20 protein-coding genes and 1 tRNA gene are annotated in these 26,764 nt (G+C 66.1%); 11 read left to right on the top strand and 10 right to left on the bottom strand.

All coding sequences use genetic code 11. The annotated features are described in order from the left end of the window. Positions 1–87 precede the first annotated feature (87 nt). The 4 genes from OTER_RS00115 to OTER_RS23405 all read right to left on the bottom strand — a co-directional run bounded on the left by OTER_RS00115 (position 88) and on the right by OTER_RS23405 (position 5,003). Positions 88–2,673, bottom strand: coding sequence for an ADOP family duplicated permease (locus OTER_RS00115; protein ID WP_012372851.1), 2,586 nt, complete (start codon positions 2,671–2,673; stop codon positions 88–90). 185 nt (positions 2,674–2,858) lie between these two features. Beyond that, entirely contained in the window at positions 2,859–3,479 is a 621-nt protein-coding gene (locus OTER_RS00110; protein ID WP_052300250.1) for a hypothetical protein, read from the bottom strand. 83 nt (positions 3,480–3,562) lie between these two features. Continuing rightward, a complete protein-coding gene (locus OTER_RS00105) occupies positions 3,563–4,093 on the bottom strand; it encodes a GyrI-like domain-containing protein (protein WP_012372849.1) in 531 nt (176 codons plus the stop codon). Positions 4,094–4,421: 328 nt separating this feature from the next. Beyond that, the gene (locus OTER_RS23405; RefSeq protein WP_012372848.1) at positions 4,422–5,003 is read right to left on the bottom strand and encodes an L-2-amino-thiazoline-4-carboxylic acid hydrolase; all 582 of its coding nucleotides are present in this window, start codon (positions 5,001–5,003) and stop codon (positions 4,422–4,424) included. A gap of 280 nt (positions 5,004–5,283) precedes the next feature. Between OTER_RS23405 and OTER_RS00095 the strand changes: the two genes are divergently transcribed. Both OTER_RS00095 and OTER_RS00090 read left to right on the top strand, forming a co-directional pair. Then, entirely contained in the window at positions 5,284–6,111 is an 828-nt protein-coding gene (locus OTER_RS00095; RefSeq protein WP_012372847.1) for an ABC transporter ATP-binding protein, read from the top strand. Next, positions 6,108–7,100, top strand: coding sequence for a sodium:calcium symporter (locus tag OTER_RS00090; protein ID WP_148217948.1), 993 nt, complete (start codon positions 6,108–6,110; stop codon positions 7,098–7,100). Before OTER_RS00095 ends, OTER_RS00090 begins: the two co-directional genes overlap by 4 nt. A gap of 433 nt (positions 7,101–7,533) precedes the next feature. Here the strand turns inward: OTER_RS00090 and OTER_RS00085 are convergent, their stop codons facing one another. The 3 genes from OTER_RS00085 to OTER_RS00075 form a co-directional block, all read right to left on the bottom strand. Further along, complete coding sequence (locus OTER_RS00085) at positions 7,534–7,950, bottom strand: hypothetical protein (protein ID WP_012372845.1); 417 nt, start codon at positions 7,948–7,950, stop codon at positions 7,534–7,536. 104 nt (positions 7,951–8,054) lie between these two features. Beyond that, positions 8,055–8,876, bottom strand: coding sequence for a dienelactone hydrolase family protein (locus tag OTER_RS00080; RefSeq protein WP_012372844.1), 822 nt, complete (start codon positions 8,874–8,876; stop codon positions 8,055–8,057). A gap of 312 nt (positions 8,877–9,188) precedes the next feature. Beyond that, complete coding sequence (locus OTER_RS00075; protein ID WP_012372843.1) at positions 9,189–9,632, bottom strand: CBS domain-containing protein; 444 nt, start codon at positions 9,630–9,632, stop codon at positions 9,189–9,191. Positions 9,633–9,953: 321 nt separating this feature from the next. On the opposite strand from OTER_RS00075, the gene OTER_RS00070 reads away from it, so the two are divergent. The 3 genes from OTER_RS00070 (at position 9,954) to OTER_RS00060 (ending at position 12,048) form a co-directional block, all read left to right on the top strand. Further along, on the top strand, positions 9,954–10,592 hold the full coding sequence (locus tag OTER_RS00070) for a LemA family protein (RefSeq protein WP_012372842.1): 639 nt from the start codon (positions 9,954–9,956) through the stop codon (positions 10,590–10,592). Positions 10,593–10,697: 105 nt separating this feature from the next. Next, complete coding sequence (locus OTER_RS00065; protein WP_012372841.1) at positions 10,698–11,498, top strand: TPM domain-containing protein; 801 nt, start codon at positions 10,698–10,700, stop codon at positions 11,496–11,498. A 115-nt stretch (positions 11,499–11,613) separates the two neighbouring features. Continuing rightward, positions 11,614–12,048, top strand: a complete 435-nt coding sequence (locus OTER_RS00060) for a TPM domain-containing protein (protein ID WP_012372840.1) — start codon at positions 11,614–11,616, stop codon at positions 12,046–12,048. A 144-nt stretch (positions 12,049–12,192) separates the two neighbouring features. On the opposite strand, the gene OTER_RS26535 is transcribed toward OTER_RS00060, so the two are convergent. Then, entirely contained in the window at positions 12,193–16,893 is a 4,701-nt protein-coding gene (locus OTER_RS26535) for a DUF3418 domain-containing protein (protein WP_012372839.1), read from the bottom strand. Positions 16,894–17,037: 144 nt separating this feature from the next. Here OTER_RS26535 and OTER_RS00045 point away from each other — a divergent pair, with 144 nt between their 5' ends. The 6 genes from OTER_RS00045 (at position 17,038) to OTER_RS00015 (ending at position 24,366) form a co-directional block, all read left to right on the top strand. After that, complete coding sequence (locus tag OTER_RS00045) at positions 17,038–17,544, top strand: hypothetical protein (protein ID WP_012372838.1); 507 nt, start codon at positions 17,038–17,040, stop codon at positions 17,542–17,544. Positions 17,545–17,740: 196 nt separating this feature from the next. Next, the gene (locus tag OTER_RS00035) at positions 17,741–19,240 is read left to right on the top strand and encodes an endonuclease/exonuclease/phosphatase family protein (protein WP_012372836.1); all 1,500 of its coding nucleotides are present in this window, start codon (positions 17,741–17,743) and stop codon (positions 19,238–19,240) included. Between the two features lie 257 nt (positions 19,241–19,497). After that, positions 19,498–19,574, top strand: a tRNA-Pro gene (locus tag OTER_RS00030). 171 nt (positions 19,575–19,745) lie between these two features. After that, positions 19,746–20,171 (top strand): VanZ family protein, encoded by a 426-nt coding sequence (locus OTER_RS23395; RefSeq protein WP_012372835.1) that lies wholly within the window; start codon positions 19,746–19,748, stop codon positions 20,169–20,171. Next, positions 20,171–22,198: an NAD-dependent DNA ligase LigA gene (ligA, locus tag OTER_RS00020; RefSeq protein ID WP_012372834.1), complete on the top strand. Its 2,028-nt coding sequence runs from the start codon at positions 20,171–20,173 to the stop codon at positions 22,196–22,198. The genes OTER_RS23395 and ligA overlap by 1 nt, the downstream gene beginning before the upstream one ends. A 170-nt stretch (positions 22,199–22,368) precedes the next feature. Next, positions 22,369–24,366 (top strand): S9 family peptidase, encoded by a 1,998-nt coding sequence (locus tag OTER_RS00015; protein WP_012372833.1) that lies wholly within the window; start codon positions 22,369–22,371, stop codon positions 24,364–24,366. Positions 24,367–24,505: 139 nt separating this feature from the next. On the opposite strand, the gene OTER_RS00010 is transcribed toward OTER_RS00015, so the two are convergent. Both OTER_RS00010 and dnaA read right to left on the bottom strand, forming a co-directional pair. Continuing rightward, entirely contained in the window at positions 24,506–25,147 is a 642-nt protein-coding gene (locus OTER_RS00010) for a hypothetical protein (RefSeq protein WP_012372832.1), read from the bottom strand. Between the two features lie 194 nt (positions 25,148–25,341). Continuing rightward, complete coding sequence (gene dnaA, locus OTER_RS00005) at positions 25,342–26,745, bottom strand: chromosomal replication initiator protein DnaA (protein WP_012372831.1); 1,404 nt, start codon at positions 26,743–26,745, stop codon at positions 25,342–25,344. Positions 26,746–26,764: the final 19 nt, after the last annotated feature.

The following is a 26,764-nucleotide window of genomic DNA, read 5'->3' as shown; positions in this document are numbered from 1 at the left end:
TAGGAGATCGGGCCGTGACCGAGGGAACCGCGTTCGAGCGTTCGAAGTTCGACGTTCAGAGTTCGCTGTTGGAGGTTCGCCATCGCTTCATTCCGTCCGCAGCGCGGTCATCGGGCTGACGCGCGTGGCGCGCCGGGCCGGCAGCCAGCAAGCGAGCAACGCGGCGAGAGCCAGCACCAGCGGCGCGAAGGTGAACGCGAACGGATCCACCGCGCTGACCTGATAAAGGATCCCGGCGCACGCCGCGCCCAGCGCCAGCGCGAGCAGCAACCCGCACGCGAGACCCGCCAGCGTGGTGACAAGCCCCTCGCGCAGAATCATCCAGCGTACGGTCGCCGGCGCGGCGCCGAGCGCGACGCGAATGCCGATCTCGCGCGTGCGCCGCGTCACCGCGTAGCTCTTCACGCCGTAGATGCCCACGGCGGCGAGTACGAGCGCGAGCGCGCCGAACAGACCGAACAGCGTTGCGCCGGTGCGGACGACCCACAGCTGCAGACTGGCCTCGAGATGCTGGCGGAAGGTTCGCGCGGTGAACGATGGCACCGCGGGAGCGGCGGCGCGGATTTCGCGGCGAATCGCATCGACCAGCGCAAGGCGTGCCTCCGGCGAGGCAGTGGCTGCGCGCACGTGGAAAAACGCATTGCTCTGGAATCCTTGCGCAAACGGCACGTAGACGGCGCCGGCCTCGGCGGCGTCGAACAAATCCCAGCGCGTCGCCGGCACGATGCCGACGATCTCCATCGTCTTCGGGGTGCGCGCATCGCCCGCCGGCTGCTCCGAGGCGGAAGGTGGTTCGATGTCGCCGCGACCGAATTCGATCCGCTGTCCCAGTGCCTCGCCGTCCGGATAAAGTTGTCGCGCGAGGTTTTCGTCGATGACGGCGACCAGGGGTGCGCCCGGCGCGTCCGTTTCCGTTGCGCTGAAGCTGCGGCCGCGCAGCAGCGGCAGTCCCATCGCGGAAAAATAGCCGGCGCCGACGCTGGTCCAGTTGGCGGAGTAACTCCGGCCTTCAGCGGCGGTGGCCGGATGCGCGCCAGGTTCCGGTCGAAGCCCGGCGCGACGGACATCTTTGCCCAGGCTGATCATCCCGAACGGTACGACGGTGCCGATGCTCGCAGCCTGCACGCCGGGCAGCGCGGCGAGCCGCTCATTCACGGCGCGGTAAGCCTGCAGCGCCCGCGTCTGGTCGTAGCCGCCGAGCGCCGCGTCGACCTCGACGAGCAGCGTCTCGTCCGCCTTGAAACCGGTTTCGATGCTGCCTGCCTTGAGTGCGCCGCGGACAAAAAGCGCGGCGGTGCACAGCAGCCCAAGCGAGAGCGCGAGCTGCGCCACCACCAGCGGATGCCGCGGCAGCCAGCGCAGTCGGCGGCGATGCGTCGCCGGATCCTCGCCGGCCTGTTCCTTGAGATCATCGATCGTGGTGGTGCGCGTCAGCCGCAACGCCGGGCCGAGCGCGAACCCGAATACCGCCAGCGCGCAGAACCCCAGCGTCGCTGCGAGCACTGCCGGTTGAACACTATCCTCGAAGAACAGCGCCAGCGGCATCTTGCTCGCGACGGAGTTGAGCAGCAGCCCGTTGCCCCAGATCGCGAGCACCAGCCCGGCCGCGCCACCGAGCAGCGCAAGCACCAGGCCTTCCGTGAGCAACTGGCGCACGAGCCGCCGCCGGCCGCCGCCGAGCGCGAGTCGGATCGCGAATTCCTTCCGCCGGGCGTGGCCACGCGCGAGCAGCAGATTGGCGAGGTTGAGACACGCGATCAGGAGCACGATGCCGGCCATGCCGACCAGCAACATTCCGATCACCGTGAGCTGGTTTTCGCGCTGCGGTGCCACGCTGGTGCTGTTGCGCGGCAGGGCTCCGACCAGCAGCGTTTGGTCCTTCTGCTCGGCCGGATAACTTTGCTCCAGGCTCGTCGCGAGCATCTGCAGCGACGCCTGGGCGGTGGCGACCGTCAGTCCCGGCTTCAGCCGGCCGAGCAGGAAGAGTTGGTTCGCATCGCGTCGCTCGAGCGTCCGGTCCGAATGGCCCTTCATGAAATCGCCCGCGAGCGAGTCATACATGCCGAGCGGGAAATACAGCTCGGCGCCGAGGAGCATCATCGTGCCGGAGAAGTGCTCGGGCGTAATGCCCACGACGGTGAACAACCGTTCGTTCACCCGGATGGTCTTGCCGACAAGCGCGGGATCGAAGCCCGTGTGCTTCCAGTAAAGATGGCTCGCGATCACCACCGGAATGTTGCTCGACGGTCGTTCCTCCTCCGGCGTGAACGCCCGCCCCTGCGGCAGCGCCACGCCGAGGACGGAGAAGTAGTTCGAGCTAACGAGCGCGGCGAAACTGCGCCGCGCGCCGGCGCCCTCGCCGATGCCGACCATGGCGAGATTGTGCGCGAGCACGTCGGTGAACACCTCGTTCTGTGCCGCGAGGTCGCGATAGGTCGGGTAGGAGAACAGCCGGAAATTCTGCGGATTCTTTTTGTCCTGAGAATACAGCTGGACGATCTGGTCCGGCTCGGCGAACGGCCGCGGGCTCCAGATCAGCTGGTGGACGAGGCTGAAGATGGCGGTGTTGGCGCCGATCCCGAGCGCGAGCACGGCGATCGCGGCGACGGTGAAGGCCGGGGTGCGGGCGAGCAGCCGCAGCGAGAAACGTAGGTCTTGGAGGAACGAGGGCATGGTGAGGCCACGCCGCGGAATGCGACGCGAGGCCTACAGCACCCGTGAGCACGCGGAAAGTTGCAGCGGCGCACGAAGCGACGCACGACCCGATGACGGTGCGCGGGAGCGTGCAGCCCACGCCGCGATACGCGCAGCGCCGCCGCCATCGAGGCACGTGAACCGCACCGACGGCGGTCGACCGGTCAGGGCACGGTTATCTTCAGATTCGCGAAGTCGCCTTCCGATCCATTGCTGACCCAGAACGCGATCCAACCCCGGTCCTGCGTGCTCAGCTTTTTGATATCCAGGCACGGTTCGGAGCTGTTCTCGACGAAGGCGCGAATCCGGCCGGCGCCGACCACGATCGTGACGTGAAACCAGCCGGCGGGATCCGGCACGGGCATCACCGGCCGTTCGTGCATGCCGGGGTAGCGCTTGCGCAGCTGCGCCCAGTTGTAAGTCGGCATCGCGACGTATTGCACGGCGCGGCTGCGCCGCACCTCGTCATCGCTGATGAAATTGAACGGCTTGAAATAGACCGCGTCAAAGGTGGTTTCGTCGATGCCGAACAGAGCGAGACCGACATAGCTTTCGGTGGGCGGAGCTTTGCCGCGCACGTCGAATTCGATGGTTCCTTCCTGGAAGCTGAACCCGTCGAGGATCGCGAGGCCCAGTCCGGCGCCGCCGGTCAGACGAATGGCGGTGCGACCGGGTTCATCGAGCATCACGGCGGTGCGGTTGAAAAACCGCCAGCCGGTGCCAGTGGGCAGTCCTTTCAGGTCAGGCTCGATCGGAGCCGCGGCCGAGCCGACAGGGGAAGTCAAGGCGACGGCCGTGAGCAGAGTAATCGTGCACAGGGATCGCGGGGTAGGCATGCAGGAGAATATCGGCACGAACCCGGCTGGGCTTATGCCGCGTCCGGGTCACCTTGGGGATCCGAAGGCGGCGGTTCGGGCGGGGTTTCGCAGGGCTCGATCGGCAAATAGAGGTCGAGCACCATGACGGCGTCGGTCGCGAGCGGATCGTGCGGGTGCTCGAGTTCGTGGGTGCGGCGCCAGCGGTAGGGGCCGGCCTGCACCTGATCCCACAGCCGCCGCCAGACCTCACCAAGCGGCCCTGCCGGATCGCTGACCAGCCGGCAAGTCGTTACGGCATAAAGCCCGCCGGGGAACTCCTTTAGCTCGACGTCGCCGGCCGGGTGCGAATGCGGATCGACGCGAATCCAAAACTCGTAGCCGTAGGCGGAATGGCCTGGCGCGGGTCCGGGATTGTTGAAACCGAAAACCGGATGGAGCTTGGGCTGTCGCAGCAGCCCGCGCGGTTCGGCCCATGCACGGAGTTTTTGCCACGCATCCTTTTCCGGCGTGGCGCTGACGGCGCGCACCGTGGCGACGTGCATCCGCGGGAGCCGTTCGATGTGTAAAGCCAGCTCGCTCATGGGACGGCCGCGCGAGCAGCGGAGCCGGCCATCCGCGGCGAATGTGCCCGACAGGGGAGATGCGATCCCGCCGCGCGCGCGAAGGCGGCGCGACGGAAGGAGGTCAGGGGTTCATGGGTGAACGTTCGCGCCGCGCGTTGCGGACGTGTGGCGCGGCCCGAGCATAGAGCGTTGTGGACCCCGCGTGAACTCCAAAAAATCGTGAACGCGTGGTGGCGGCGGAGAACGCGTCGGGCCACGCGCATCGTGTCCGTGAACCGCGCGCATGACCTGCGTGCTGCTACGGCGCGCGAGCGGCGCTCTCACGGGCGGGACGCCCGCGCCGCGCTCAGGTGGCAGCGAACTCGTAGCAGTGATCGCAACACTCGTCGCCCTGCATCAGCGTCTTCGTCCGGGAGAACTTGATCTGCGGGTTCACCCCCGCGGCGACGCCGGAATCGGAGGCGCAGTTGAGCGCGTAGCCGAGCGCAGGCGGCACCTGCCGCTGCTTCATCTCGGCCGCTACGGGACACTCCGTCACCCGGAAACGCAGCCGCTGCGGGGTGTCCTCGAGCGTCTCAAATTTGAAGCTGGGCGGCAGCGTGGACCACAAACCGGTTTTGACCGCCTGCAGGTCGCGTGGGCCGGAGAACGGTCTCTGCTCGAGCCGCGCCTGCCACTCCGCTGCGGTGAACGCCGCGATCGTGTCGAGGAGCGGCGCGCCGTGCTTGTCGTAGAGCTCGATGAGCAGCCGGATCGAGCCGGCGCGCTGCGCTTCGAGCTGGCGCTTGAGCCGGGCGACCTCTTCGGACTCGGGCGCGGTGGCGGCGGTCGGCGTGGGCGTTTGGGCGAGCAAGCGGCAGGAGGACCCGAGCAACGCGGCGCCGGCGGCGACGCGGAGAAATTCGCGACGAGGCAAAGAGGTGTTCATGGGAGAGCGACAGACGCTTCAACACCGCACTGGGCCGGGCCACACGGGCCTATTGCGTTCTACGATCGGTTAGCGCTGCGACTAATCTCCTGCAGCAGTCGCCGTTGTGTCGCACGCGCGCGCGCCGAGGTGGTATGACGACCGACCGGTCGGGCCGAGTGGCGAGTGCGGCCGAGTCGGGGCTTGTCGCGCGCACCGAAACCGCTGAGATCAGGGGCCGTTGCCGCATGAATTTTTCACCGCGATGCCGGACCTTTGACAGGCACTGCGCCTGGGGCGCATGACGCCCGTGCTGGACATCCGCCGGCTGCGGGTGGAACGCGGCGACACGGTGATCCTGCGGGAGATCAACTGGCGCGTGGCGCCGGGCGAAAATTGGGTGATTCTCGGCGCGAACGGTTCGGGCAAGACCTCGTTGCTGAAATCGCTCACGGGTTTTCTCGCGCCGACCGCGGGCGAGTTTTCCGTGCTGGGCCGGAGCTACGGGGCGACCGACTGGCGGACGCTGCGACTGCACATCGGCGTGGTCACGAGCGCGTTCGCCGCGGCGATTCCGCCGGCGGAGGTCGCGCTCGAGACCGTGATCAGCGGGAAGTTCGCGCAGTTGGATTTGTGGGCGCGGGTGACGGCGGCGGAGCGCACCGCGGCGCGACGCTGGTTGCGGGTGGTCGGCGCCGAGCGTGTGGCCGAGCGCGAGTGGCTGTATCTTTCGCAGGGCGAGCGACAGCGCGTGCTGATCGCACGGGCGCTGATGGCGAAACCGCGGCTGCTGATTTTCGACGAGCCGTGCGCGGGGCTGGATCCGGTCGCGCGCCAGAGTTTTCTCGAGCTGGTCGATCGATTGGCCCGGCGACAAACGGCGCCGCGCGTGCGGAACGGGCGTCTTCACGGGCGGCACGCCCGGGCCACGCCCGCGCTGGTCTTGGTCACGCACCATGTCGAGGAAATCACGCCGGCATTCACGCATGCGCTCTTGCTGCGGCGCGGCGAGGTCGTGGCGGCGGGCCCGCGCGACGCCGTGCTAACGTCGCGTAATCTGTCCACCGCGTTCGGCGCGCCGCTGCGGCTGGCCACGCGCGGCGGGCGGATGGCGCTTTCTTTCCGGTGAGTCCGCTGATGGAGCTGATCGAGGCGCTGGACCTCACGAGTGTCTGGACTTATCTCGCGCTGTTCCTGGCCGCGTCGCTGTTGATGATCTGGCGGCTTGAGGCGCTGCTTAGTCACGGGCTCGAGGGCACCGCGCTCGGGACGCTGGTGATGCCGTATTGCTCGGGGCTGGGGAACTTGATCTTCGTGGCGATCATCGCCGCGCGCGGCGGTCCCGCGCAAGAGGTGCTGACCAACAGTCTCGTGAACAACGTGACGAACCTCACGCTGGTGCTCGCGCTGCCGACACTCGCGTGGGGCTTGAGCCTGCGCGGTGGAGCGACGCGCAAAAAAACGACGGACACGACTGAGCAGCTCAACCGGCTTTCGCTGTTGCTCTCGCTCGGCGCGGTGCTGTTTTTCACCGGCGTCACGTGGGCGCTGGGTGAGGACGGCCGGATTTCGCGCAGCGACGGACTGGTGCTGATCGGCGTGTTCCTGTTCTGGCAATGTTTCCAGGTGTTCGACGTGCTGCGGCAAAACGTCCGGCAGCGACGGTCGTTCGGCGCGGCCTTTTACGTGGACCTGGGCCTCGTGCTGATCGGCGCGTATGCGCTTTACGTCAGCATCGAATGGCTGGTGGCGTGGCTCTCGGCCCGACCCGCCGGCTGGGTGAGTGCGCAACACCTCGGTTGGCTGAGCGGCTGGCTGATGGTGCTGCCGAACGCGCTCATCGCCTTCTACTACGCGGCCCGGCGGCGGGCCGACATCGCGTTCGCGTCGCAGATTGGCGACGGGCACATCTGCATTCCGCTCTGCGTCGGATTGATCGCGCTTGTGCAGCCGTTCGCGGTGCCGAGGTTTTTCGCCACGGGGTTGGTGATTCTCGCGGCCGCCGCCATCGTGCATGGGATCTGCCTGATGGTTTCCGGCGGACTCCCGCGCTGGCTCGGTTGGCCGCTGCTGGCTGGTTATGCGGTGTTCGTGGCGCAGGGGCTGGGGGCGGCCTGAGCACCGCTGGACCTGCTCACTGCTCCCCCTCGGCTCGTCTTTCGTGAATCCAATCCGATGGCGCGAGCCCGCCCGGCTAGTCCGCGACCAGGCTAATTTCACGTAATACGTGAAATTGCTGCGGCGCGTCCGCGATCGAAGGGAAACGGGAAGCTGAGTCCGAGCGCCGGGGGTAGCATCGGCGCAGAGCGGGGGCGTCGCGGCATCTGCTTTGCGCGGTGATGAACAAAACTTCACACGGCACGAAAACCGGAATTTCACGTAATACGTGAAATTTCTGCGGCATTCCGGGGCAGCGCGGGAGCGGTGCCGCGTAAGGTCACCCTGAACGTGAAGTGAGCCCAACGCACGGTCGCCGGCGCCGAGCGCGCCCGAGCCAATTTCACGTATTACGTGAAAATGGGTTCGCGATGTTCGCGGGAAGAGAAATCGCTCAGAACGTCAGGGGGTCGGCGCGGAACTTCTCGCTGAGTGCGAAGAATTCGGCCTGCGCTTTCAGCCATTTCGCATCCTGGCGGATCTGCCCCATGTCGCGGGCCGTGTGATTGCAGACAAGGTAACTCGCCGGACCGAGCTTCAGGCATGCGTCAAAGCGGGTGCCGCTCGATTCGGTCGCGAACTCGAAATCGCCCTCGGCCAGATCGCGTCCCGCGATCATCGCGCGCAGCGGTTCGGCGTCGCCCGGCAGTTCGCGCCGGAAGCTTTCGCCGCGCGGCCCGGTGTAAGCGAGGATCCCCGGTTTCGGCGCGGCCGAAAGGATCGCCCATTCATCGAACACCGGACGCCGGTAAAGAGCGTCCATGCGAGCGAGGCTGCTTTGAATCTGCTGACGCGCCGAGGCGAGGTCCATGCTTCGAGAAAGGTGAAACGACCCGGCGACGCAAGCCGCGCGTCCGGCGACGCGCGCCGCCCAGCGCTTGGCGGCGACGGGCCCCACTTACCCTTGCGAAATGATCACTTGGTTGCGGCAGAATGTGCCGCGTGCGGTGGGGAGAAGAGTTCGTCGAAGAACGCCTTCATGTGCGTCCACGAACGGCGATCGGCCGCGGCATTGTAGCCGACGCCCTTCAGCCCGGCGGTGGCGGCCTGGTCCGCGTCAGGATTGGTGAACGCGTGCACCGCGTGCGCATAGCTGATGAACTGATAATCGATGCGCCCGTCCTCGAGGCTTTTCAGGAAGGCGTCGAGTTCCTCCTTCTTGACGAAGGGATCGATCGCGCCGTGGCAGATCAGGAACTTCGCCTGATTTTTCGCGGCGGCTTCGGGCGAGGCGGGGATCAAGCCGCCATGGAAGCTCACGATGCCGGTGAGCGGCGCTCCGGAGTAGGCGAGCGCCTGCACCGTGCTGCCGCCGAAACAATAGCCAATCGCGACCACGCGACTGCGGTCGACCGCCGGTTGGCTGAGCAGCTGATCGAGCCCGGCCCGCGCGCGCTCGGCCATCAGCGGCTTGCCGTAGAATGGCGAGGCGAGCTCCGAAGCGCGCTTCGGGTCGGTGGTGGAAACTCCGGCGCCGTACATGTCGGCGACGAACGCCACGTAGCCGAGCTCCGCGATCTGCTGCGCGCGGCGCTTCACATAGTCGTTCACGCCCCACCATTCCGGGACGATCAGCACGGCGGGGGTTTTGCCAACGGTGGTACGTGCGTCGTCGGACACGAGCACGCCTTCGAGTTTTACGCCTTGGTGTTCATAGGCGACGGGTTGGGTGACGATCGCGGCTGACGCCACCGCGGAGAGGAGCGGCAGGAGAAGGAGAGGGCGGTGTGGTTTCATGGGCGCGCAACGTAGGAGCGACGGCATTTCGGTCAAACGACATGCCGCGCATCGACCGAGCCGGCAAAAGGCCGGGTGGCGCCCAGCGATTCGTCGTCGCCGACGCAGCTGCAGGGCCCGTGCGGAGGCCGCGCCTTGCCAAGCGCAGCTACACGGAGGCTACCGAACTGGAGGACTTGGTCGCGCCGGAGTCCGCCGTCATCGACCGGCTTGGTCGCACTAGGTTGATCACACCGCCGGGGACGGCGCCTTCCACCGGCCACGATTCATGTCGGCACGGGCGTGGCTGCGTGGACGAGGCGCGGGGCGTATCTACGCGCCGTAGCCGCCGGCGATGTAGTTTTTCAGATGCTCGGCTTCGGCGCGGGTCGTGTCGGCCATCCAGCGCGAGATATCGCCAATGGAGATCAGCCCGACGAGCTTGCCGTTGACCAGCACGGGCAGGTGCCGGCAGTTTTTCTCGGCGAAGAGCGTCATCGTTTGCTCGATGGTGGTCTCGGGCGTGATGGTGATCGGTCGTGCGGTCATCACCTGGTTGACCGGCGTGCGCTTGGGGTCGACGCCTTCGCCGACGACGCGGCGCAACACGTCACGCTCCGTGAAGATCCCGATGGGGCTGCTGTTCTCGAGGACGACGATCGAGCCGATCCGATGACGGTTCATCTCGTTCACCGCGTCGCATACGGTGACGTTCGAGGGCACGGAAAAGACGACCGATCCTTTGCGATCCAGCAAAGCCGAGATGGGGGTATTCATGGAAAGGCGGGGGTTAGGCGGGACTATCGTGCGCTGCGTCCGGGCTCGCAACTGGAATTCGGAATTTTGCGGCGAGAGATTGATGGGGATCAAAGGTCCGGGGTCGCTCTATCGACTGCGTTTCACCTCGAGCGACCGTGGAACTCGGTTCCGGCGGCCGTCCCGCGCCGCGCGCCGAGGCGCGACCAATCCGTGTTACACCTGTAACACCGATTTGGTCGGGGGCGGCAGGGCATCGATGGCCGGTACGTGCGTGCTGGGCGACAGGGCGAAGACGCGGCGGCACTTGCAGGATTGGGGGTTCGGGATTTGGTCGCCATCATGAGCTTCGGAAAAATCGCGCTGATCGGGCTCGGGATCGTTGTGGCGCTGGCGATCGTGATCGGGCTCACGTTGAGCGGGATCTTCAACCGGCTGGTGACGCTGCAGCAGGCAACCGACGCCGCCTGGGCGCAGGTGCAGAATGTCTATCAGCGGCGCGCGGATCTCGTGCCGAATCTGGTCAACACCGTGCAGGGTGCGGCGAACTTCGAGCGCACCACGTTGAACGAGGTGACGAACGCGCGCGCGTCCGTCGGTCGCGTGCAGTTGCCGGCAGGCACGGCGCCGACGGATCCGCAACAGCTGGCGCAGTTCGAGCAGGCGCAGGGGCAGCTCGGCACGGCGCTGTCGCGGCTGCTCGTGGTGGCGGAACGGTACCCGGAGCTGCGGGCCACGACGGCGTTTCGCGATCTGCAAGCGCAGCTCGAGGGCACCGAGAACCGGATTGCGGTGGAGCGCGGCCGGTTCAACGAAGCGGTGCAGACCTACAACACCGCGATCAAACGATTTCCGGCAGTGCTGTTCGCGGGAATGTTCGGGCACACGCCGCGACCGTATTTCACGGCGACGCCGGGCGCGGAGGCGGCGCCGAAGGTCGAGTTCGACTTCGAATCGAAGGCGGAGCCAAAGAAATCGTGAGCCGCCGCGACGAACCAACGATGAAGACGGAGCGAAAAAAATCAGCGCGTGACGGCAGCGTCCGCTCTGCCTGGCGCGTGGGCTGAATCAGGAAGGATCAGAGCCGTGTTCATCGGGGTTCATCCGTGGTTGTTTGGCCGGGTCCGCTGGCTGCTTCCGTTGCTGGCGCTGGCGATCGGCGTGCGGGCGGCGGAGACGATCCCGCCGGCGCCGCAGAACCACTTCAACGATTACGCCGGCGTAGTCGCACCGGCAGCGGCGCAGCAGCTGAACGCGGAGCTGACGCAGTTCGAGCGCGAGACCTCGAACCAGATCCTCGTGGCGGTTTATCCGAAGATGCAGAGCGATTCGTCGATCGAGGACTACACGGTCCGCGTCGCGCAGGCGTGGCGGGCCGGACAGGCGCAGCGTGACAACGGGGCGGTGTTGTTCGTGTTCACGCAGGATCGCGCACTCTACATTCAGGTGGGCTACGGGCTGGAAGGCGCGCTGCCGGATGCGTTGTGCAAGCGGATCATCGAGGACGAGATCACTCCGCAGTTTCGCGCGGGCGATTACACGGCCGGACTCGCCGCCGGGGCGCGCGCGATGATCGCGGCGGCGAAAGGCGAATATGCGGGGACAGGCCGGACGGTGCGCGAAAGCGGCGAGAATCGGAGGCGCAGCCCGGGCGCAGGTCGGTGGATGATCTTGTTCGTGCTGGTGATGCTGGTGTTCTCTTTTCGGGCAGCGCGGCGGGGCACGATCTACGGCCGGCGCGGTCGGCGTTCGATCTGGCTCGGGCGGCCGGGCGGATTTGGGGGCGGCTGGGGCGGAGGCGGGGGCGGACGTTGGGGCGGTGGCGGCGGGACATTCTCCGGCGGCGGTGGAAGCTTTGGCGGGGGCGGCGCGGGAGGACGGTGGTGAGAGCGGACTTTCAACCACGGATTGCACCGATGAACACGGATGACCGATCGAGGAAGACGTTGAAGCGATTAGCGTCGATCCGTGGCGTCCGTGCGGTCCAAGGGGGAGGGCGGTCATGAGTGTGTTTTCCAGCAGTCCGAAGATCGATCACGCGACGGTGGTGGCGGCGATCGCCGCGGCGGAGCAGCGCACCTCCGGCGAGATTCGGGTCGTGGTGGCGAAGGATAAAGTCGCCGATCCGGTGGTGGCGGCGAAGGCGCACTTCGAGCGACTCGGCATGACCGCCACAATCGAAAGAAATGGCGTCTTGATCTATCTCGCGCCGGCTTCGCGGGCGTTTGCGGTGATTGGCGACACGGCGATTCACGAGAAATGCGGCGAGTCTTTCTGGAAGCTTACGGCGGCCGCGATGGAGCTGAGGTTCAAGCAGGGTGAATTCACCGATGGGCTGGTGCTTGGCATCGAGAAAGCGGCGGCGGTGCTCGCGGAGAACTTTCCGCGCCAGCCTGATGATCGCGACGAACTGCCAAATACGGTGGAAGAGGCGTGACGATCCCAGGCTGATGCGGCCGGGGACGGCCACGCTCCCGCGCGAGCGAAATCTGGCTGCCGTGGGTGCTGATCGTCAGAGCTCGAGGCGCGCGGACGCTCGGAGAGGCGTCGTGGCCTCGAACGTGGCGAATCGCCGGCAATGCTATTTGGTGAACAGCCGGTCGAGCGCGCCCAGAGTCTTGATCGGTGGGAGTTTCTTGTCGGTGGCGACGGTCATCGGACGGATCGCAGGCGTATCGGCGCCACGGGGCGGTTCATCGCGGCGAGCTGGCGGTTGACCGGTAAGCTCGGCCAGTGCGCGGTCGAGTTTGACGGCCGAAACCGGCTCAGCCGTGCCGAGTTCCTGCGCGAAGAGACTCACCCGGAATTCTTCGATGAGCCAACGGAAGGATTCGAGGCGATTTACGTCCGCGGACCCCGACGAGGGCGTCGCGGCTGCAGGAGTGGTGCGGGCTCGCGAGAGCTTCACGAGCGCGGCCACATAAGGCGCGAGCTGCGCGGCGCGCTCGGCGTCCTTGGCGGGATTTTTCCGCCAGCGATCGGCGCGCAGCGTCATGGCCTTCAGATAGCGGGGAAAATGGGCGAGCTGAGAATAGGGCGTGTGCCGCGGGAAATCTGGCGGGAGCAGCGCGGCGAGATCCTGATCGAGCTTCGGGTAGGGCGTGGGATGAACCAGCAGCGATTGGCGCAGCGTGAGGATCTCGCGGAGCAGATCGCTGAGGCGCGGGATCAGACCCTGCAGATCGGACTTGGCCCGCGCGACGGCGGCGGCGAACGCGGGTTTGTTATAGGGCGGGGGCTCGGCACCCCGCCGTTCGTCCGAAGCCTTGGCTGCGGCGGAATCAGGAGATCCCGCCCTACAGCGTTCCGGGTCGATCAACCAGCGGCGGAGCATGGCGAAAGCGTCGGCTTGCAGCGACTCGAGCGGCGTCAGCGTTGCCGCCAGCGGTCCGAGCGGGCGCAGCGCGCGGAGATCGCGCTCGAGCCAGCCGAGATCGCGGCTGAGCTGCAGCTCAAGCAGCGTCGAGAGTCCGTGAAGCATCGCCGCGCCGGCTTCTTCTGGTGTCTTGAAGAGCCGCAAGGCGACGCCGCGATAACGGCCGGCGGCAAGCGCCGGCCCTACCGCGTGCTTGTCTCCAGTTTCCGGTTGCAGCGCGGGGAAGGCGAACACCGGCACGCCGGCTTGTTCGGTGACCAGCACGCGCGCGGGAATCTCGCCGAAGGTCCATTCGGTTTGCGGCGGCTTTTCCCAACGGGCACGCGCCTGGCGCCAGGCGACGGGCTCGGCGTGCGCAACGGCGGCGCTGGCCTCACGTTTCTGGGTGTGCAACGCAGCTTGGATCTCGTCGAGGTTGCGGCTGGCACAAAGCTCGCGCTCTTCGTCGTCGAGCACGCGTACGCGCACGCGCAGGTGATCGGGCGGTGGTTTGTCGGCCCAGAGCGCCGAATCGATGGCGACGCGGAAGCGTTCGGAGATCAGAAACGCGAGCGCTTCGGTCAAGGTCTCGCGGCGGCCGGTGAGCCGGTCGCGTTCGGCCAGTTGTGCGACGAGGGCGCGCGCGGTTTCCGCCAGCGGCACGAAGCCGCGGCGGAGCTCCTTCGGCAATGCGCGCAGGTAGTGTTCGACCTTGGGCTCGAGGTAGCCGGGCACGGCCCAATCGAGCGCGGCGGGCGTGAGCGCCTCGGCTTCGCGGACGTTGAGCTCGAGCGTGACGCCATCTTCCGCCTGGCCGGGTTTGTAGGCGTAGTTGAGCGGCAGCGCGCGATTCTCGAGCGGGAGCGTTTCGGGAAAAGCTTCGGGATCGTGCTCGAGCGTGTCGGGATCGCGCAGATCCTCGGGCTGCATGAACAGGAAACGCGGTTCCATGGCGCGGCGTTCGCGCAGGAGCGCAAGCAAGTCGCCCACCGAGGAGATCGAATTTTCGATTTTCGATTTCTGATTTTCGACTTCGGACGGGCGCGGCGTTGCGACTCCATCGGGAGCAGCATCCGGCCGCGACGAGGGCGTCGCGGCCCCATCGGCGATGGCCGAGGAACTAGGGGCGTTGGCAGGCGGCGCCCCTACATCAATCAGGCGCGAGGCGTAAAAACGGCAGGCGGCTTCGTCGAGGTTGAGATAACCGGTGTCGCGGGTACGCGTGAGGATCGCTTCGATGTTTTCGCGAATTCGTCGGTTGTGCTCCAGGAAATCGATCTGCCGCGTGAGCGTGTCGTTCACCAGCGCCTCACGGATGAAAATCTCGGTGGCATGCGTGGGATTGATGCGACCGTAGCCGACGGCGCGGCTGTCGATTTCGAGGCCGTAGAGCCGGGTGCGCTGCTTCACCATGACGCGGCCGGCGTCCGGGTTCCAGAACGGTTCACTGTGCGTGACGCGCACGAGATGCCCGGCGAGTTCGAGCAGCCACGCGGGATCGAGCCGGGCGCAGGTGCGCGCGTAGAGCCGCGAGGTTTCCATGATCTCGGCGGCCATGATCCAGCGCGGCGCGCGACCGCGCGCCGCGCTGGAGTTGAGAGTTGAGGGTTGAGCGTTGAGAGGTTTTTTGCGGGGCGACTCGCGCTGAAAGAGGACCGAGCCGGGGAAAAGGTTCACGCGGCGATCGTGCGTCGCCTTGTAGTTGCCGTTTTCCTCGTCGAGCGTGGCGACGTTGCCGAGCAGTCCGGCGAGGATGCTGCGATGAATCGCGCGGTAAGCGGGCGTGCCGAAAGCAAGCGGATCGTCGGCCTGGCTTTCCGACTTCACGCGCGGTGCTGTTTGCCGGCGGTTGCGGGCGTCGGCAAGCGACGCCCCAGCGGGAGAAGCAGACGCCGGATGCCGAGGGGAACCTCGTTTCGGACTCACGGGCGGGACGCCCGTGCCACGGGCTAGCTCGGCCACGGACGTCAGCTGGAAATCGCGACGCTCCTCCAGCACGTCGAGCAGCTGCGCGTGGATGTCGCGCCACTCCCGCATCCGGGTGTAACTGAGAAAATGCTCGCGGCAGAAACGACGCAGCTTCGCCTGCGAGAGGCGCTCGAACTCGTCGTGGTACGCGTCCCAGATGTTGAGCAGCGTGAGAAAGTCGGAGTCGGGATGACGGAACCGACGGTGCGCGGTGTCGGCCTGCTGCTGTTTATCGAGCGGACGCTCGCGCGGATCCTGCACCGACAGGCCGGAGGCAATCACCAGCACCTCGCGGAGCGCGCGTTCGGTGCGCGCCTGGAGAATCATCCGGCCGACGGTGGGGTCGACGGGCAGCCGCGCGAGCTCGCGGCCGACGGGCGTGAGGGGTCGGGAGTAGGGCGAAGGTTGAGAGCTGAGAGTTGAGAGTTGAGAGTCGGGAGCGGAGGGATCGGAGGGAAATGGAGGCGCGATGCCCTCGTCGCGCATGGTTGCCGCGGTCGAAGCCGGCCGCGACGGGGGCGTCGCGGCTCCACGAAGCAGCATGGCTCCAACGGCCGGGTCGGGAGACCCCGCCCTACAATCGAGCGCGCCGAGTTCCTCGAGCAGCGCGTAGCCGGCGCGAATCGACTTCGTCGCCGGCATGTTGATGAACGGGAACCGTTCGATGTCACCCAGCCCGAAGGCTTTCATCCGCAGAATGACATCGGCGAGGTTGGCGCGCTGGATTTCCGGCTGCGTGAAGCGCGGTCGCTCCAGGTAATCCTTTTCGGAGTAGAGTCGAATGCACACGCCGTGGGCGACGCGGCCGCTGCGGCCTTTGCGCTGGTCGGCGCTGGATTGCGAGACCGGCTCGATCGGCAGCCGGCGCGTGCGGGCTTGCGGGGCGTAGCGGCTGATCCGGGCAAGACCGGTATCGACGACGAAATGGATGCCGGGGATCGTCAGCGACGTTTCCGCGATGTTGGTCGCGAGAATGATTTTCCGATGCTGCGTCGGCGCGAAGACACGCTGCTGCTCGGCGTTGGAGAGCCGGCCGAAGAGCGGCACCAGTTCGCTGCGACCGAGGGAGCGCCCCTCCAGCAGCTCGCGGACCTCGCGGATGTCGCGCTCGCTCGGCAGAAACACGAGAATGTCGCCGCTGCTGCTCTCGCCAATGATGCGTTCCACGGCCTCGACCGTGCCGTCGATGTAATGCAGTGCCTCCGCCTTCGCCGAGGCGACGGCAGAGGCGTCGGATTTCTCGGTGTTTTCATCGTTCTCGTCGTAGTCGGAGCCGAGTTCGTCGAGCGGCGCGTAGATGACTTCGACCGGAAACATGCGGCCCTCCACCTGAATGATCGGAGCGTCGTCAAACGCCTTGCTGAACGCCTCGGTGTCGATTGTCGCGGAGGTGATGACGATCTTCAGTTCTGGGCGCTTGTAGCGCAGCGTGCGGAGGTGCCCGAGCAGGAAGTCGATGTTGAGTGAGCGCTCATGCGCCTCGTCGATGATGATGGTGTCGTAGTCGCGCAGCAGCGGATCGCCCTGGACCTCGGCGAGGAGCATGCCGTCGGTGAGAAACTTCACGACGGTATCGCGCGTGGTTTCGTCGCTGAAGCGGATCTTGCAGCCGACTTCGCGGCCCCAGGTCACGTTCATCTCCTCGGCCACGCGGCGCGAGACGGAGAGCGCGGCCACGCGGCGCGGCTGCGTGCAGGCGATCCGGCCGTGCGTGCCGCGGCCGGCGGCGAGGCACATCTTGGGAATCTGCGTCGTTTTGCCGGAGCCGGTTTCGCCGGCGAGAATCACGACGGCGTTCGCCTGGATCGCCGCGGTGATCTCCTCCGCGCGCGCGCTGATCGGCAGCTCGGGCGGGAACTCGAGGCGAAAAGGAAACGGTTTGGCGGGACGGGCGGACACGAGATTTAGTTTGTCATTCCGGCGGAAGGGAAGAATCCAGAACGGCTCTGTGCGTGACATCCAACAGAATTATGTGGTTTCGGCGAACTGCGGCACCAAGCCGGATGGCCGCCGCGTGGACTTGCCGCGCCCGGTGCAGGAGCGGCGCCAGGGTGCAGCCAGCCGGCGTCGTTACGGAGGGGCCCAGCGGTCGCTGAATGCCCGATGAAACTTCCGCCGCTGCTGCCCGAAGAAACGTATCACCGGGTGTTGCGCGTGGCCTACCTGGATGGCCTGAGCGTGCTGGCGGTGGCCGGGCTGCTGGCGCTGGCGGCGGCGTCCATGCGCGACGTGCCGAATACCGGCATCGGCATGCTCGTCGCTGCGGCGGGCGCGATCGAGCTGCATGGGGTGTCGCTGTTGCGGGCCGGAGCCTCGCGCGGAATGAAATGGGTGATCGCGAGCCAGCCGTATCTCTGGTTCGTGCTCATCAGCTACTGCATGGTGCAGCTGACGATTCGTGATCTCGAGCCGTTGCGCGATGCGATCAAGATCGGCGCGCCCGGTGGTTTGGCCGCGCAGGGAATCACGGAGGAGCAGTTCGCCACCCTGGTGTATACGCCGATGTATGTCGCGCTCGCGGTGGGCACCACGCTGCTGCAGGGCGGGATGACGCTCTACTATTGGCGGCGGCGTCAGGCCGTGGTCGCGGCGTTGGAGGAAGAGGAATGAACTGCAACCGCCGTGGCGTCGCGACACTCGCGGTGATCGGCCGTTTTCTGAATGTGCGGCGGGATCTCCCGATCCGCCAGGGCCGAAAGCGGCGGGATTCAGGATATCCCGCCCTACAGCGCGACGTCTTGGGATATGTACGGCGCGGAGCGGAATCCGCGCCCTACCTCTGCCTGTGGGCGGTGATCTGATTCTCATGCAAATCCGGAAGCTTGGATCCATCGCATTTTTTTCTGCGCTCGCGCTCACGGCGGCGGCGCGGCCGTTCACGGTCGTCGTCTACAACGTGGAGAATCTCGTCGACGCCGATGGGCAGGCGCGGTTCGAGGAATACCAGGCGCCTCGCTACACGCCGGCGCACGTGCTCACGAAGGTGCAAGCCGTCGCGTCCGTGCTGGCGCGGTTTGACGACGGTCGCGGGCCGGACGTGGTGATGCTGCAGGAAATCGAGGTCGATGAGACGCCGGCCGCCGCCGCGCTGGACTACGAGGCGATGTTGCGCCGCTATGCGGACCGGAAGATCGAGGACATGCTCGGCCGCGGATTTGATCAGGAGATCGCGGATCTGCCGGCCGAGGCGCTGCTCGCCAAGGCGCTCGCTGATCGCGGGCTGACGGGCTATCACGTGATCGTCGCGGAAAACGTCCGCAGCGGAGGCGACCGACCCCTGAGCCAGAAATGCGTGACCTTGACGCGGTTTCCGGTGAAGGCGGTGCGCTCGCATCCCACCGTGGATGCGCGGGCGATTCTCGAGGTGCTGGTGGAGATCGATGGCGCGACGCTCTACCTGTTCAACAACCATTGGAAATCCGGCGCGGGCGACGCCGCCACGGAGCCGACGCGTGCCGCCAACGCGCGAACGCTGCGACAGCGACTCGACGAAATTCTCCGGCAGGATCCGCAGGCGGACATCGTGATCGGCGGCGATTTCAATTCGCAGTACAACCAGAAGCGCCGCTATCCGCAGATGACCGTCACCGGGATGAACGACGTGCTCGGCTCGCAGGGTAACGAACTCGCGATCCGGGGCCAGCAGCGCGATCTGTACAATCTGTGGTTCGAGCTGCCGGCGGAGCAGCGCGGCAGCGACACGTTTCAGGGCGAGTGGGGCACGCTGATCCAGATGCTCATCACGCGCGGGCTCTATGACTACCGCGGCGTGCAGTATGTCGACAATTCCTTCGGCGTCGCGAAGTTTGATGGACTCAACGCAGACGAGAAGGGCACGCCGATCCGCTGGAGCGGTGAAGGACCGGCGGGGAGCGGTTTCTCCGATCATTTTCCGGTGTTCGCGCGGTTCACGACGGTGAGTGACGAGCGGCCTGATCGCTATCTCGCGCTGCGCGGCGCGTCCGAGGAGCCGACGCAGGCCGAAACGGTCCGCAAGATCGACTACTCGGCGGTGGACGTGGAAAAAATCGCGGTGCGGGCGGAGTCGCTGCCGGCAGGCGCGAAGCTGCGCAGCAAGGAATTTCGCGGGAAGATCATTCGCGTCGAGGGAGTGGTTGCGCCGGGCATTCGGCTGGCGGTGGAGTTTTTGGGCGACACGTACGACGTGTGGAGTTTCAACGAGGCGCTGCGCAATGAGCTGCGCGCGAACCATGCGGCGGGGCAGCCGATCCGGTTCTACGCCGAGCTGGGCCAGTATCGCGGCCGCTGGCAGTTCGTCATCCAGGATCCGAGCTGGGTGAAGTGAACGCTTTTAGGCCGGTGGTGCTGGGGTCGCAGGGCGGTGCGATCCTGGACAACCACAGATGAACACAAATGGACACGAATCCCAGACCAGGCCGAAGGTTGGATCTGTGTCCATCTGTATTCATCTGTGGTTCAAATCACATCGTTGGGGATCGAAGCTTCAGACCGGACGCCCATGCCACTCCCCTCGGTGGTTCTGAATGGGAGAAAACTCTTGCCTCGGGGCGGGTGCTGGCGCTTTGTGACCCTCCCTTAGTTCGGGCTGTAGCGTAGCCTGGTAGCGCGCTTGCATGGGGTGCAAGAGGTCGTGAGTTCGAATCTCACCAGCCCGACCATTTTGGCCGCCGTTTTAGGCGGCATTTGACGGATTCGCGAGCGCCGACCGTTCAAGCGGCCGAGGGCGGCCGCGCTCCCAGACAAACGATCTGTTCAAGCGATTACCGCGGCCGCGAGAATCTCTCGATTTCGGTTTGCGATGATCAGCGGGTAAGCTGTCTTGGCTGCGCGTGCGTTCCCTTGGCTCGAAATCCAACCGCTCCTGGTTCTGGCCGCTCCTGCTGACGGTTGCGATCTCCGTGGCGTCCGGCCGTTCGAAAATCGCGACGCCCGGACTGTTCCAGTTCGACAAGGCGGCGCATTTCCTCGTGTTCGGGCTGCTGGCCACGCTAGTCGTGCGGTTGGGCGAGGGCCGGCGCGCGGCGTGGCTCGCGCTGCTGGTCGTGTCGCTCTATGGGATGGCGGACGAGTGGCACCAGAGCTTCACGCCGGGACGTTCGGTCGAGCTCGCCGACTGGATGGCGGACACCGCGGGCGCGGCGCTGGCGGTGATGCTGTATGCGTGCTGGCCGCGGTATCGCGCGCAACTGGAAACGCCGTTGGGCCGCAAAGCGCGGGTTGAAAACCCCGGGGCGAATGCGCCAAGCTCGGTGTAATGACCCCGGTCGAGGCCCAATCGCGGATTGCCGAGTTGCGCGCGCAGGTCGCGCGACACGATGAACTCTACCACCGCCGCGCGCAGCCGCAGATCGGCGACTTCGAATACGACGCGTTGAAGCGCGAGCTCGCCGAGCTCGAGGCGGCATGGCCGCAGTTTGCGCGCGGCGCGTCGCCGACGGAGCAGGTCGGCGACGATCGCACGGAAGGGTTTCAAGTTTACCGCCACCGCGAGCGGATGATGAGCCTGGACAACACTTACTCGGAGACCGAACTCCGGGAGTTTCACGACCGACTGGTGCGCGAGCTCGAGCGCGACGGGCTGAAGTTCGTCATCGAGCCGAAGATCGACGGACTGGCCGTGAGCATTACCTACGAGAAGGGAAAACTCGTGCGCGCGGTCACGCGGGGCAACGGCATCGAAGGCGACGACATCACGACGAACGCGCTCACGATCAAGTCGCTCCCCCGCGAGCTGAAACGTGCGGACGGCGTGCCGCTGCCGGCGGTGATCGAGATCCGAGGCGAGGTTTTTCTGACGACCGAAGAGTTTCTGCGGATCAATCGTCAACGCGAGGAAGCGGGCGAGCCACTCTATGCGAACCCACGCAATCTTGCTGCGGGTACGATCAAGCAGCTCGATCCGCGCGAAGTCGCGCAGCGCAAACTCGAGGTCGTGCTTTACGGCCGCGGTTATGTGGAGCCGGCGAGCGCGCTGCCGGAGACGCAGGCGCAGTTTCACGGCTGGGTGAAGGCGTGGGGATTGCCGACGGTGGAGAGGTTTTGGACGGCGACCGGCGCCGACGAAATCTGGGCGGCGGTGCAGGAGCTCGACGCGTTGCGGGACACCTTCGCCTACGCGACGGATGGCGCGGTGGTGAAACTCGACGCGGTGCCGCTGCAGCGACGCGCGGGCTCGACGAGCAAATCGCCCCGCTGGGCGATGGCCTACAAGTTCGCGCCGGATCGGGCGGAGACGCAGCTGCGCGCGATCACGGTGCAGGTGGGCCGGACCGGCGTGCTCACGCCGGTGGCGGAGCTCGATCCGGTGCAACTCGCGGGCACGACGGTGTCGCGCGCGACGCTGCACAACCGTGACGAGATCGCGCGGAAGGACATTCGCGTCGGGGATTTCGTGTACGTCGAGAAGGCGGGTGAAATCATCCCGGCGGTGATCGGCGTGAATCCGGCGCGGCGCGCGCCGGAGTGCGTGCCGTATGTTTTCCCGGAGAAATGTCCCGAGTGCGGCACGGCGGTGGTACAGCTCGAGGGCGAGGTGGCGGTGCGGTGTCCGAATTTTTCGTGCCCGGTGCAGGTGCGGCGCCGCGTGCAGCATTTCGCGTCGAAAGCGTGCGTGGACATCGAAGGCATGGGCGAGGCGATGGTCGACGTGCTGGTGGAAAAAGGCTGGGTGCACAGCGTGCCGGACATCTACCAGCTGAAACGCGAGAACCTGCTCACGCTCGGGAAGAGCGTGGAAAAATCCACGGACAAGCTGCTGGAGGCGATCGAGGCGAGCAAACGCGCGGAGCTGTGGCGGTTCATCCATGGGCTCGGGATTCCGCACGCCGGCGCCGCAGCGGCGAAGGATTTGGCGCGGACGTTTGGCGGACTCGAGCGGCTGGCGAGCGCGCGCTACGAGGATTTCATTCGCGAGAAGGCGTCGGTGATCGGCGGGATTGGCGAGACGATGGCGCTCGCGATCCTCGCGTATTTCGCCGAGCCGCGGAATCGTGCCGTGGTGGACGAACTGGTGCGCGTCGGGGTGCAGCCGGTGGTGCCGAATTCGGGCAGCGCGCTCGCGGGAAAAACCTTTGTGCTGACCGGCACGCTGCCGACGCTGACGCGGGACGAGGCGACGGCGCAGATCGAGGCCGCCGGCGGGAAGGTGAGCAGCGGTGTGAGCAAGAAAACCAGCTACGTGCTCGCGGGCGAGGAGGCCGGATCGAAGTTGGAAAAGGCGCGCGCGCTCGCCGTGCCGGTGATCGATGAGGCGGAGTTTCTGCGGCTGCTGAGCGGCGGCTAGGTCTGCGGCGACGGCGAGAGAACCGCGGGGCGGATCGGCGGTGGGGCGCGGCGGGGGTATTGCGTCCCTAGAATGGCGGGGCATTTGGAGCACAGGCGCCGCGCCCTCTGCGGATCGCCGGGAAAACGGTTTGCGTCAGGTCGGACGCACGGCACGCTCGCATCAACCCCATGAGATCACCGTTTGGCCTCGTGATCGGTCTGTGCGTACTGGCTGGCGCCGCGCTGGCCATCGAGCGGCTGCCGATCGAGCATTTCGCGCGGGAGCCCGAAACCTCCCGCGCGCGGCTGTCGCCGGATGGCAAACACCTCGCGTTCCTGCGGGAGCACAATGGACGGACGAAGTTGCATGTGCTGGAGATCGACGCGGACAAGATCTACCGGATCGACGTCGGCGAAGCGGCGCTGGCGAGCGGCGCGCGCAAGGACGTCGATGCGGCCGAGTGGGTGGGCGACCGGCGGCTGCTGGTGTATACGAGCGTGTGGGATCGTTTCCGCTACGGCATCGCGGCGATGAACCTCGACGGCAGCCAGGTGCGCGCGATCAGCGGGGCGGAGGACGAGACGGAGTATCTGCACGAAGGCATGCGCTTGTACGCGGACGAAGTGATTCATCGGTTCGAGGACAAGGACCACCACGTCTTGATGCTGGATCGACACCATAACCGGCCGGGACGCGCGGACCGGCCCGATGTGATCAAGATGTGCGCCAGCGACGGCAGCTACAGCGTGGAGGTGAAGAATCCCGGCAACGTCTCCCGCTGGGGGGTGGATGCGGACGGGGTGGTCCGGCTTGGCATTCTCGCTGAAGACGACAAGTCCGGCGCGATGTATCGCGATAGCGAGAAAGCGCCGTGGCGCACGATCCTGCCGCTGGAGGACCGCGACGGCGAACTGTGGCCCGTGGGCTTCGATCCGGTGAACAACGCGGTGCTGATGGCGGCGCTGACGCCGGAGAAACGGTGGACGGCATATCGGCTCGATCCCGCGAGCGGCCAGCTGGGCGAGCCGCTGCTGTCACACCCGGAGTACGACATCCTGCTGCCCAGCCGGACGCCGCGGTTCGACGGCATGTCGCTGTCGGGCCCGATCTATTCGCGCAGCAAGAGCGCGTTGCTTGGGATGAAATTTGTCAGCGATGCGCCGCGGGTGAAATGGTTCGACCGCGAGTTTGCGACCTACCAAGCCGCGATCGACAAGACGCTGCCGAACACGGTGAATCTGCTCGTCGACGTGTCCCGCGACGGCAACCGGCAGCTGTGGTGCGGATTTTCCGATCAGGATCCGGGAACCTATTACCTGCTCGATCGGAGTCGGAAGATGTTCAAGGCGCTTGGGCCGAGGATGAACTGGATCAAGCCGGCCCAGATGGCGCCGATGCTGGCGATCAAGTACACCGCGCGCGACGGGTTGGTGATACACGGATTCCTGACGGTGCCGATCGGCCATGCGGCGAAGGGATTGCCGCTCGTCGTCATGCCGCACGGCGGACCGTGGGTGCGCGACCTCTGGGGATTTGATCCGGAGATCCAGCTGCTGGCGAACCGCGGCTACGCGGTGCTGCAGATGAACTATCGCGGTTCACCCGGCTATGGCGAAGAGCTTTTCCGCAAGGCGCGGCGCGAGATCGGCCGGAAGATCCAGGACGACATCGAGGATGCGACCCGCTGGGCGATCGCCGCCGGGGTGGCGGATCCGCAGCGGATCGCGATCTACGGCAGCAGCTACGGCGGATACTCGGCGCTGTTCGCGCTCGGGCACAGCGGCGGGCTGTATCGCTGCGGGATTTCGATGGCGGGCGTGACCGACTGGCTGGAAATTTTCGACGACCGGAAATCGGACCCCGCGGCGAAGGCGGCGAACCGACACTGGCGGCGCGAGATTGGCGATCCGGACGAGGATCGCGCGTTCCTGGCGTCGATTTCGCCGGTGAACTTCGCCGATCAGATCGTTGCGCCGGTACTGATCATCCAAGGCAAGGAGGATCGGACGGTGCCGCCCGAGCAGGCGCGGCTGATGATCAAGGCGCTCGAGAAAGCGGGGCGGCCGCCGCAGAGTATTTTTCTTGCGGGGCAGGGGCATGGACTGTCCACGGCGAAAGCGCGGTTGCAGATGATGACCGCGGTGGTGGAGTTTCTCGAAAAAAATCTCGGGCCGGGCGTGAAGTGAGGGCCACGCGTTCGTGCCCCGAGTAGGGCCGCCGTTCACCGGCGGCCGGGAGCATCCGGCGGCAAGCGTCGAGCGGAAGACCCGGCCGGCGGCGAGCGCCGGCCCTACAGCCAGGGGCGATACGGATGCCCTGCCGTGTTCAGTAACCGCGACGCTGCAGCGTGCGGGCGAGTTCCTGCATGAACGCCTGCGCTTCAGCCTGGCTTGGTCGATAGCCGGGCTGACTGAGCTCGGTCAATCCGGGCCGACCATATTGGTCGACGATCCATTTGCCTTTCACACCGTCGCTGAACGTCACCTCGCCGCTGGCGAGCGCGCCGGGGATCAGCGTGACCTTGTCGACCGAGACACTGACGTTGCTCGCGCCGGCGGGCGGGAGGTCTTCGAGTGCCTCGTCGTCGGCGAATTCATCCTGTCCCGGCGGTGGCTCGGCAGCTTCGCCGGCCGCGCCGGGTTCATCCTTGGCCAGACCGAGCTTTTCCTTGGCCTTGTCGAAGAAGCCTTTTTTTTCGCCGGCGGGCCGAGACGGGGGCCCCGACCTGTCGGGGGGGACTGTCGCGGCTCCAGGAGCTGAGGCCTGCGGCTTGGTGACGTCCGAAGCATCCACTTTCGGCGCGGGATCTTTTAGCGCGAGATCGAGATCGTCGACGAGGAACCGAACGTCGCGGTAGGTCAGTGAGATTTTGAACTCGTCACTGAGTTTTTTCTGAATCGTCGAGAGATTGTCGCCAGCGGCGACCCAGGAGGCGAGGGCTTGTTGCTGCTCGGGAGTCAGGGACATGGAAGGCAAAGGCTAAGAGCTGAGAGCCCAGAGTCTAGAGCAAGAATGCGGAAATGCCAGAGTGGCAATTCGCGCGAGCCGCGGGCGAGCCTGCTTACGATCCAAATCGGATCACGGGCGAGGCGCCCGTGCCACGGAAGCCGATGCCGGCTCCAGCCTCTGCACTCTCGGCTCTGGACTGCGCGCGCAGCGCGCTACTTCGACAGCTGCGCTTTCAGGAAGTCGATGCTGCCGCGCGTGGTGGAGTCCTGCTCCATCATGTTGTCCACGGCCTTGCAGGCGTGAATCACGGTGCCGTGATCGCGTCCGCCGAAGGCCTCGCCGATCTCCTGGAGAGAGTGCTTCGTCAGCGTGCGCGTCAGATACATCGCGATCTGGCGCGGGATGGCGATGTTGTTGGGCCGGCGCTTGCTGGTCATGTCGCTGTGCCGGATCTGATAGTGATCGGCCACGCGTTTCTGAATCGTCTCGATCGTGAGGACGTTCTGCGCCTGTTCCATGAGCACGTCCTGCAGCAGCATCTCGGTCGTGGCCAGGTCGAGCGGTTTGCTGGTGAGCGCAGAGTAGCTGGCGACCTTGATCAGCGCGCCCTCGAGCCGGCGGATGTTTTTCGAGATATTCTGGGCGATGAAGTTCAGGATCGGCGCCGGAAGGTCGAACTTCATGCACGCCGCCTTGCTGCGCAGGATCGCGAGGCGCGTCTCGAAATCGGGCGCCTGGATATCGGCGGGCAGGCCCCATTCGAAGCGCGACACGAGCCGCGACTCGAGCTTCTGAATCTCGCTCGCGCGGCGGTCGCTGGAGAGCACCACCTGTTTGCCGGACTCGAACAGGTCGTTGAAGGTGTGGAAGAATTCCTCCTGGATCCGCTCCTTGCCGGCGAGAAACTGCACGTCGTCGATCAGCAACACGTCGACGTGGCGGTAGCGCTGGCGGAACTTCGTGAGGCTGTTCTCCTGCAGTGCCTGGATGAACTCGTTGGTGAACTTCTCCGTCGAAAGGTAGGCCACGCGCGCGTCGGGGTTGTTACGCAGGATCGCGTGGCCAATGGCGTGCATCAGGTGAGTTTTGCCCAGCCCGGTGTCGCCATAAATGAAGAGGGGATTGTAGGCCTGCGCCGGGGCCTGCGCGACGGCGAGCGCGGCGGCGTGCGCCATCTGGTTGTTCGAACCGACGACGAACGTTTCGAACGTGTTGCGCGGGTTCAGCGTGGCCGCGGCGACGCTCCGGTCGTCGTAGCGTCCGTTACGGCGCGGCGTCGCGGTGCGGCCGCGATGCGCGGGCTCGAGCGCGGCGGTGGTCGCGCGATGGTTGGCGAAAGCCGGCGCGGGCGCCTGGGCCGCGTCGCTTTTCTTGAGCGTAACATTCACCAGCCGGCCCGCCGTCAGCCGCAGCCGCTGCGTGATCAGGTCGAGATAGTTGTCGTGAATCCAGATCGCCGCGAAATCGTTGGGCACGCCCAAGACCATCGAATCCTCGGTGGCTTCGAGGCACACCATCGGCTCGAACCACATCTGGAAAACGTCTTCAGGAAACAGTTCCTTGAAGTCGCATTTTACGGTCTCCCAGAGGCTGGGCGAAAGGGACACAGAGGACATGGACGGACGAAAAAAGCGG

The organism is Opitutus terrae PB90-1, from assembly GCF_000019965.1.
GTDB lineage: Bacteria > Verrucomicrobiota > Verrucomicrobiia > Opitutales > Opitutaceae > Opitutus > Opitutus terrae.
This window is presented reverse-complemented; position numbering and strand designations above follow the sequence as displayed.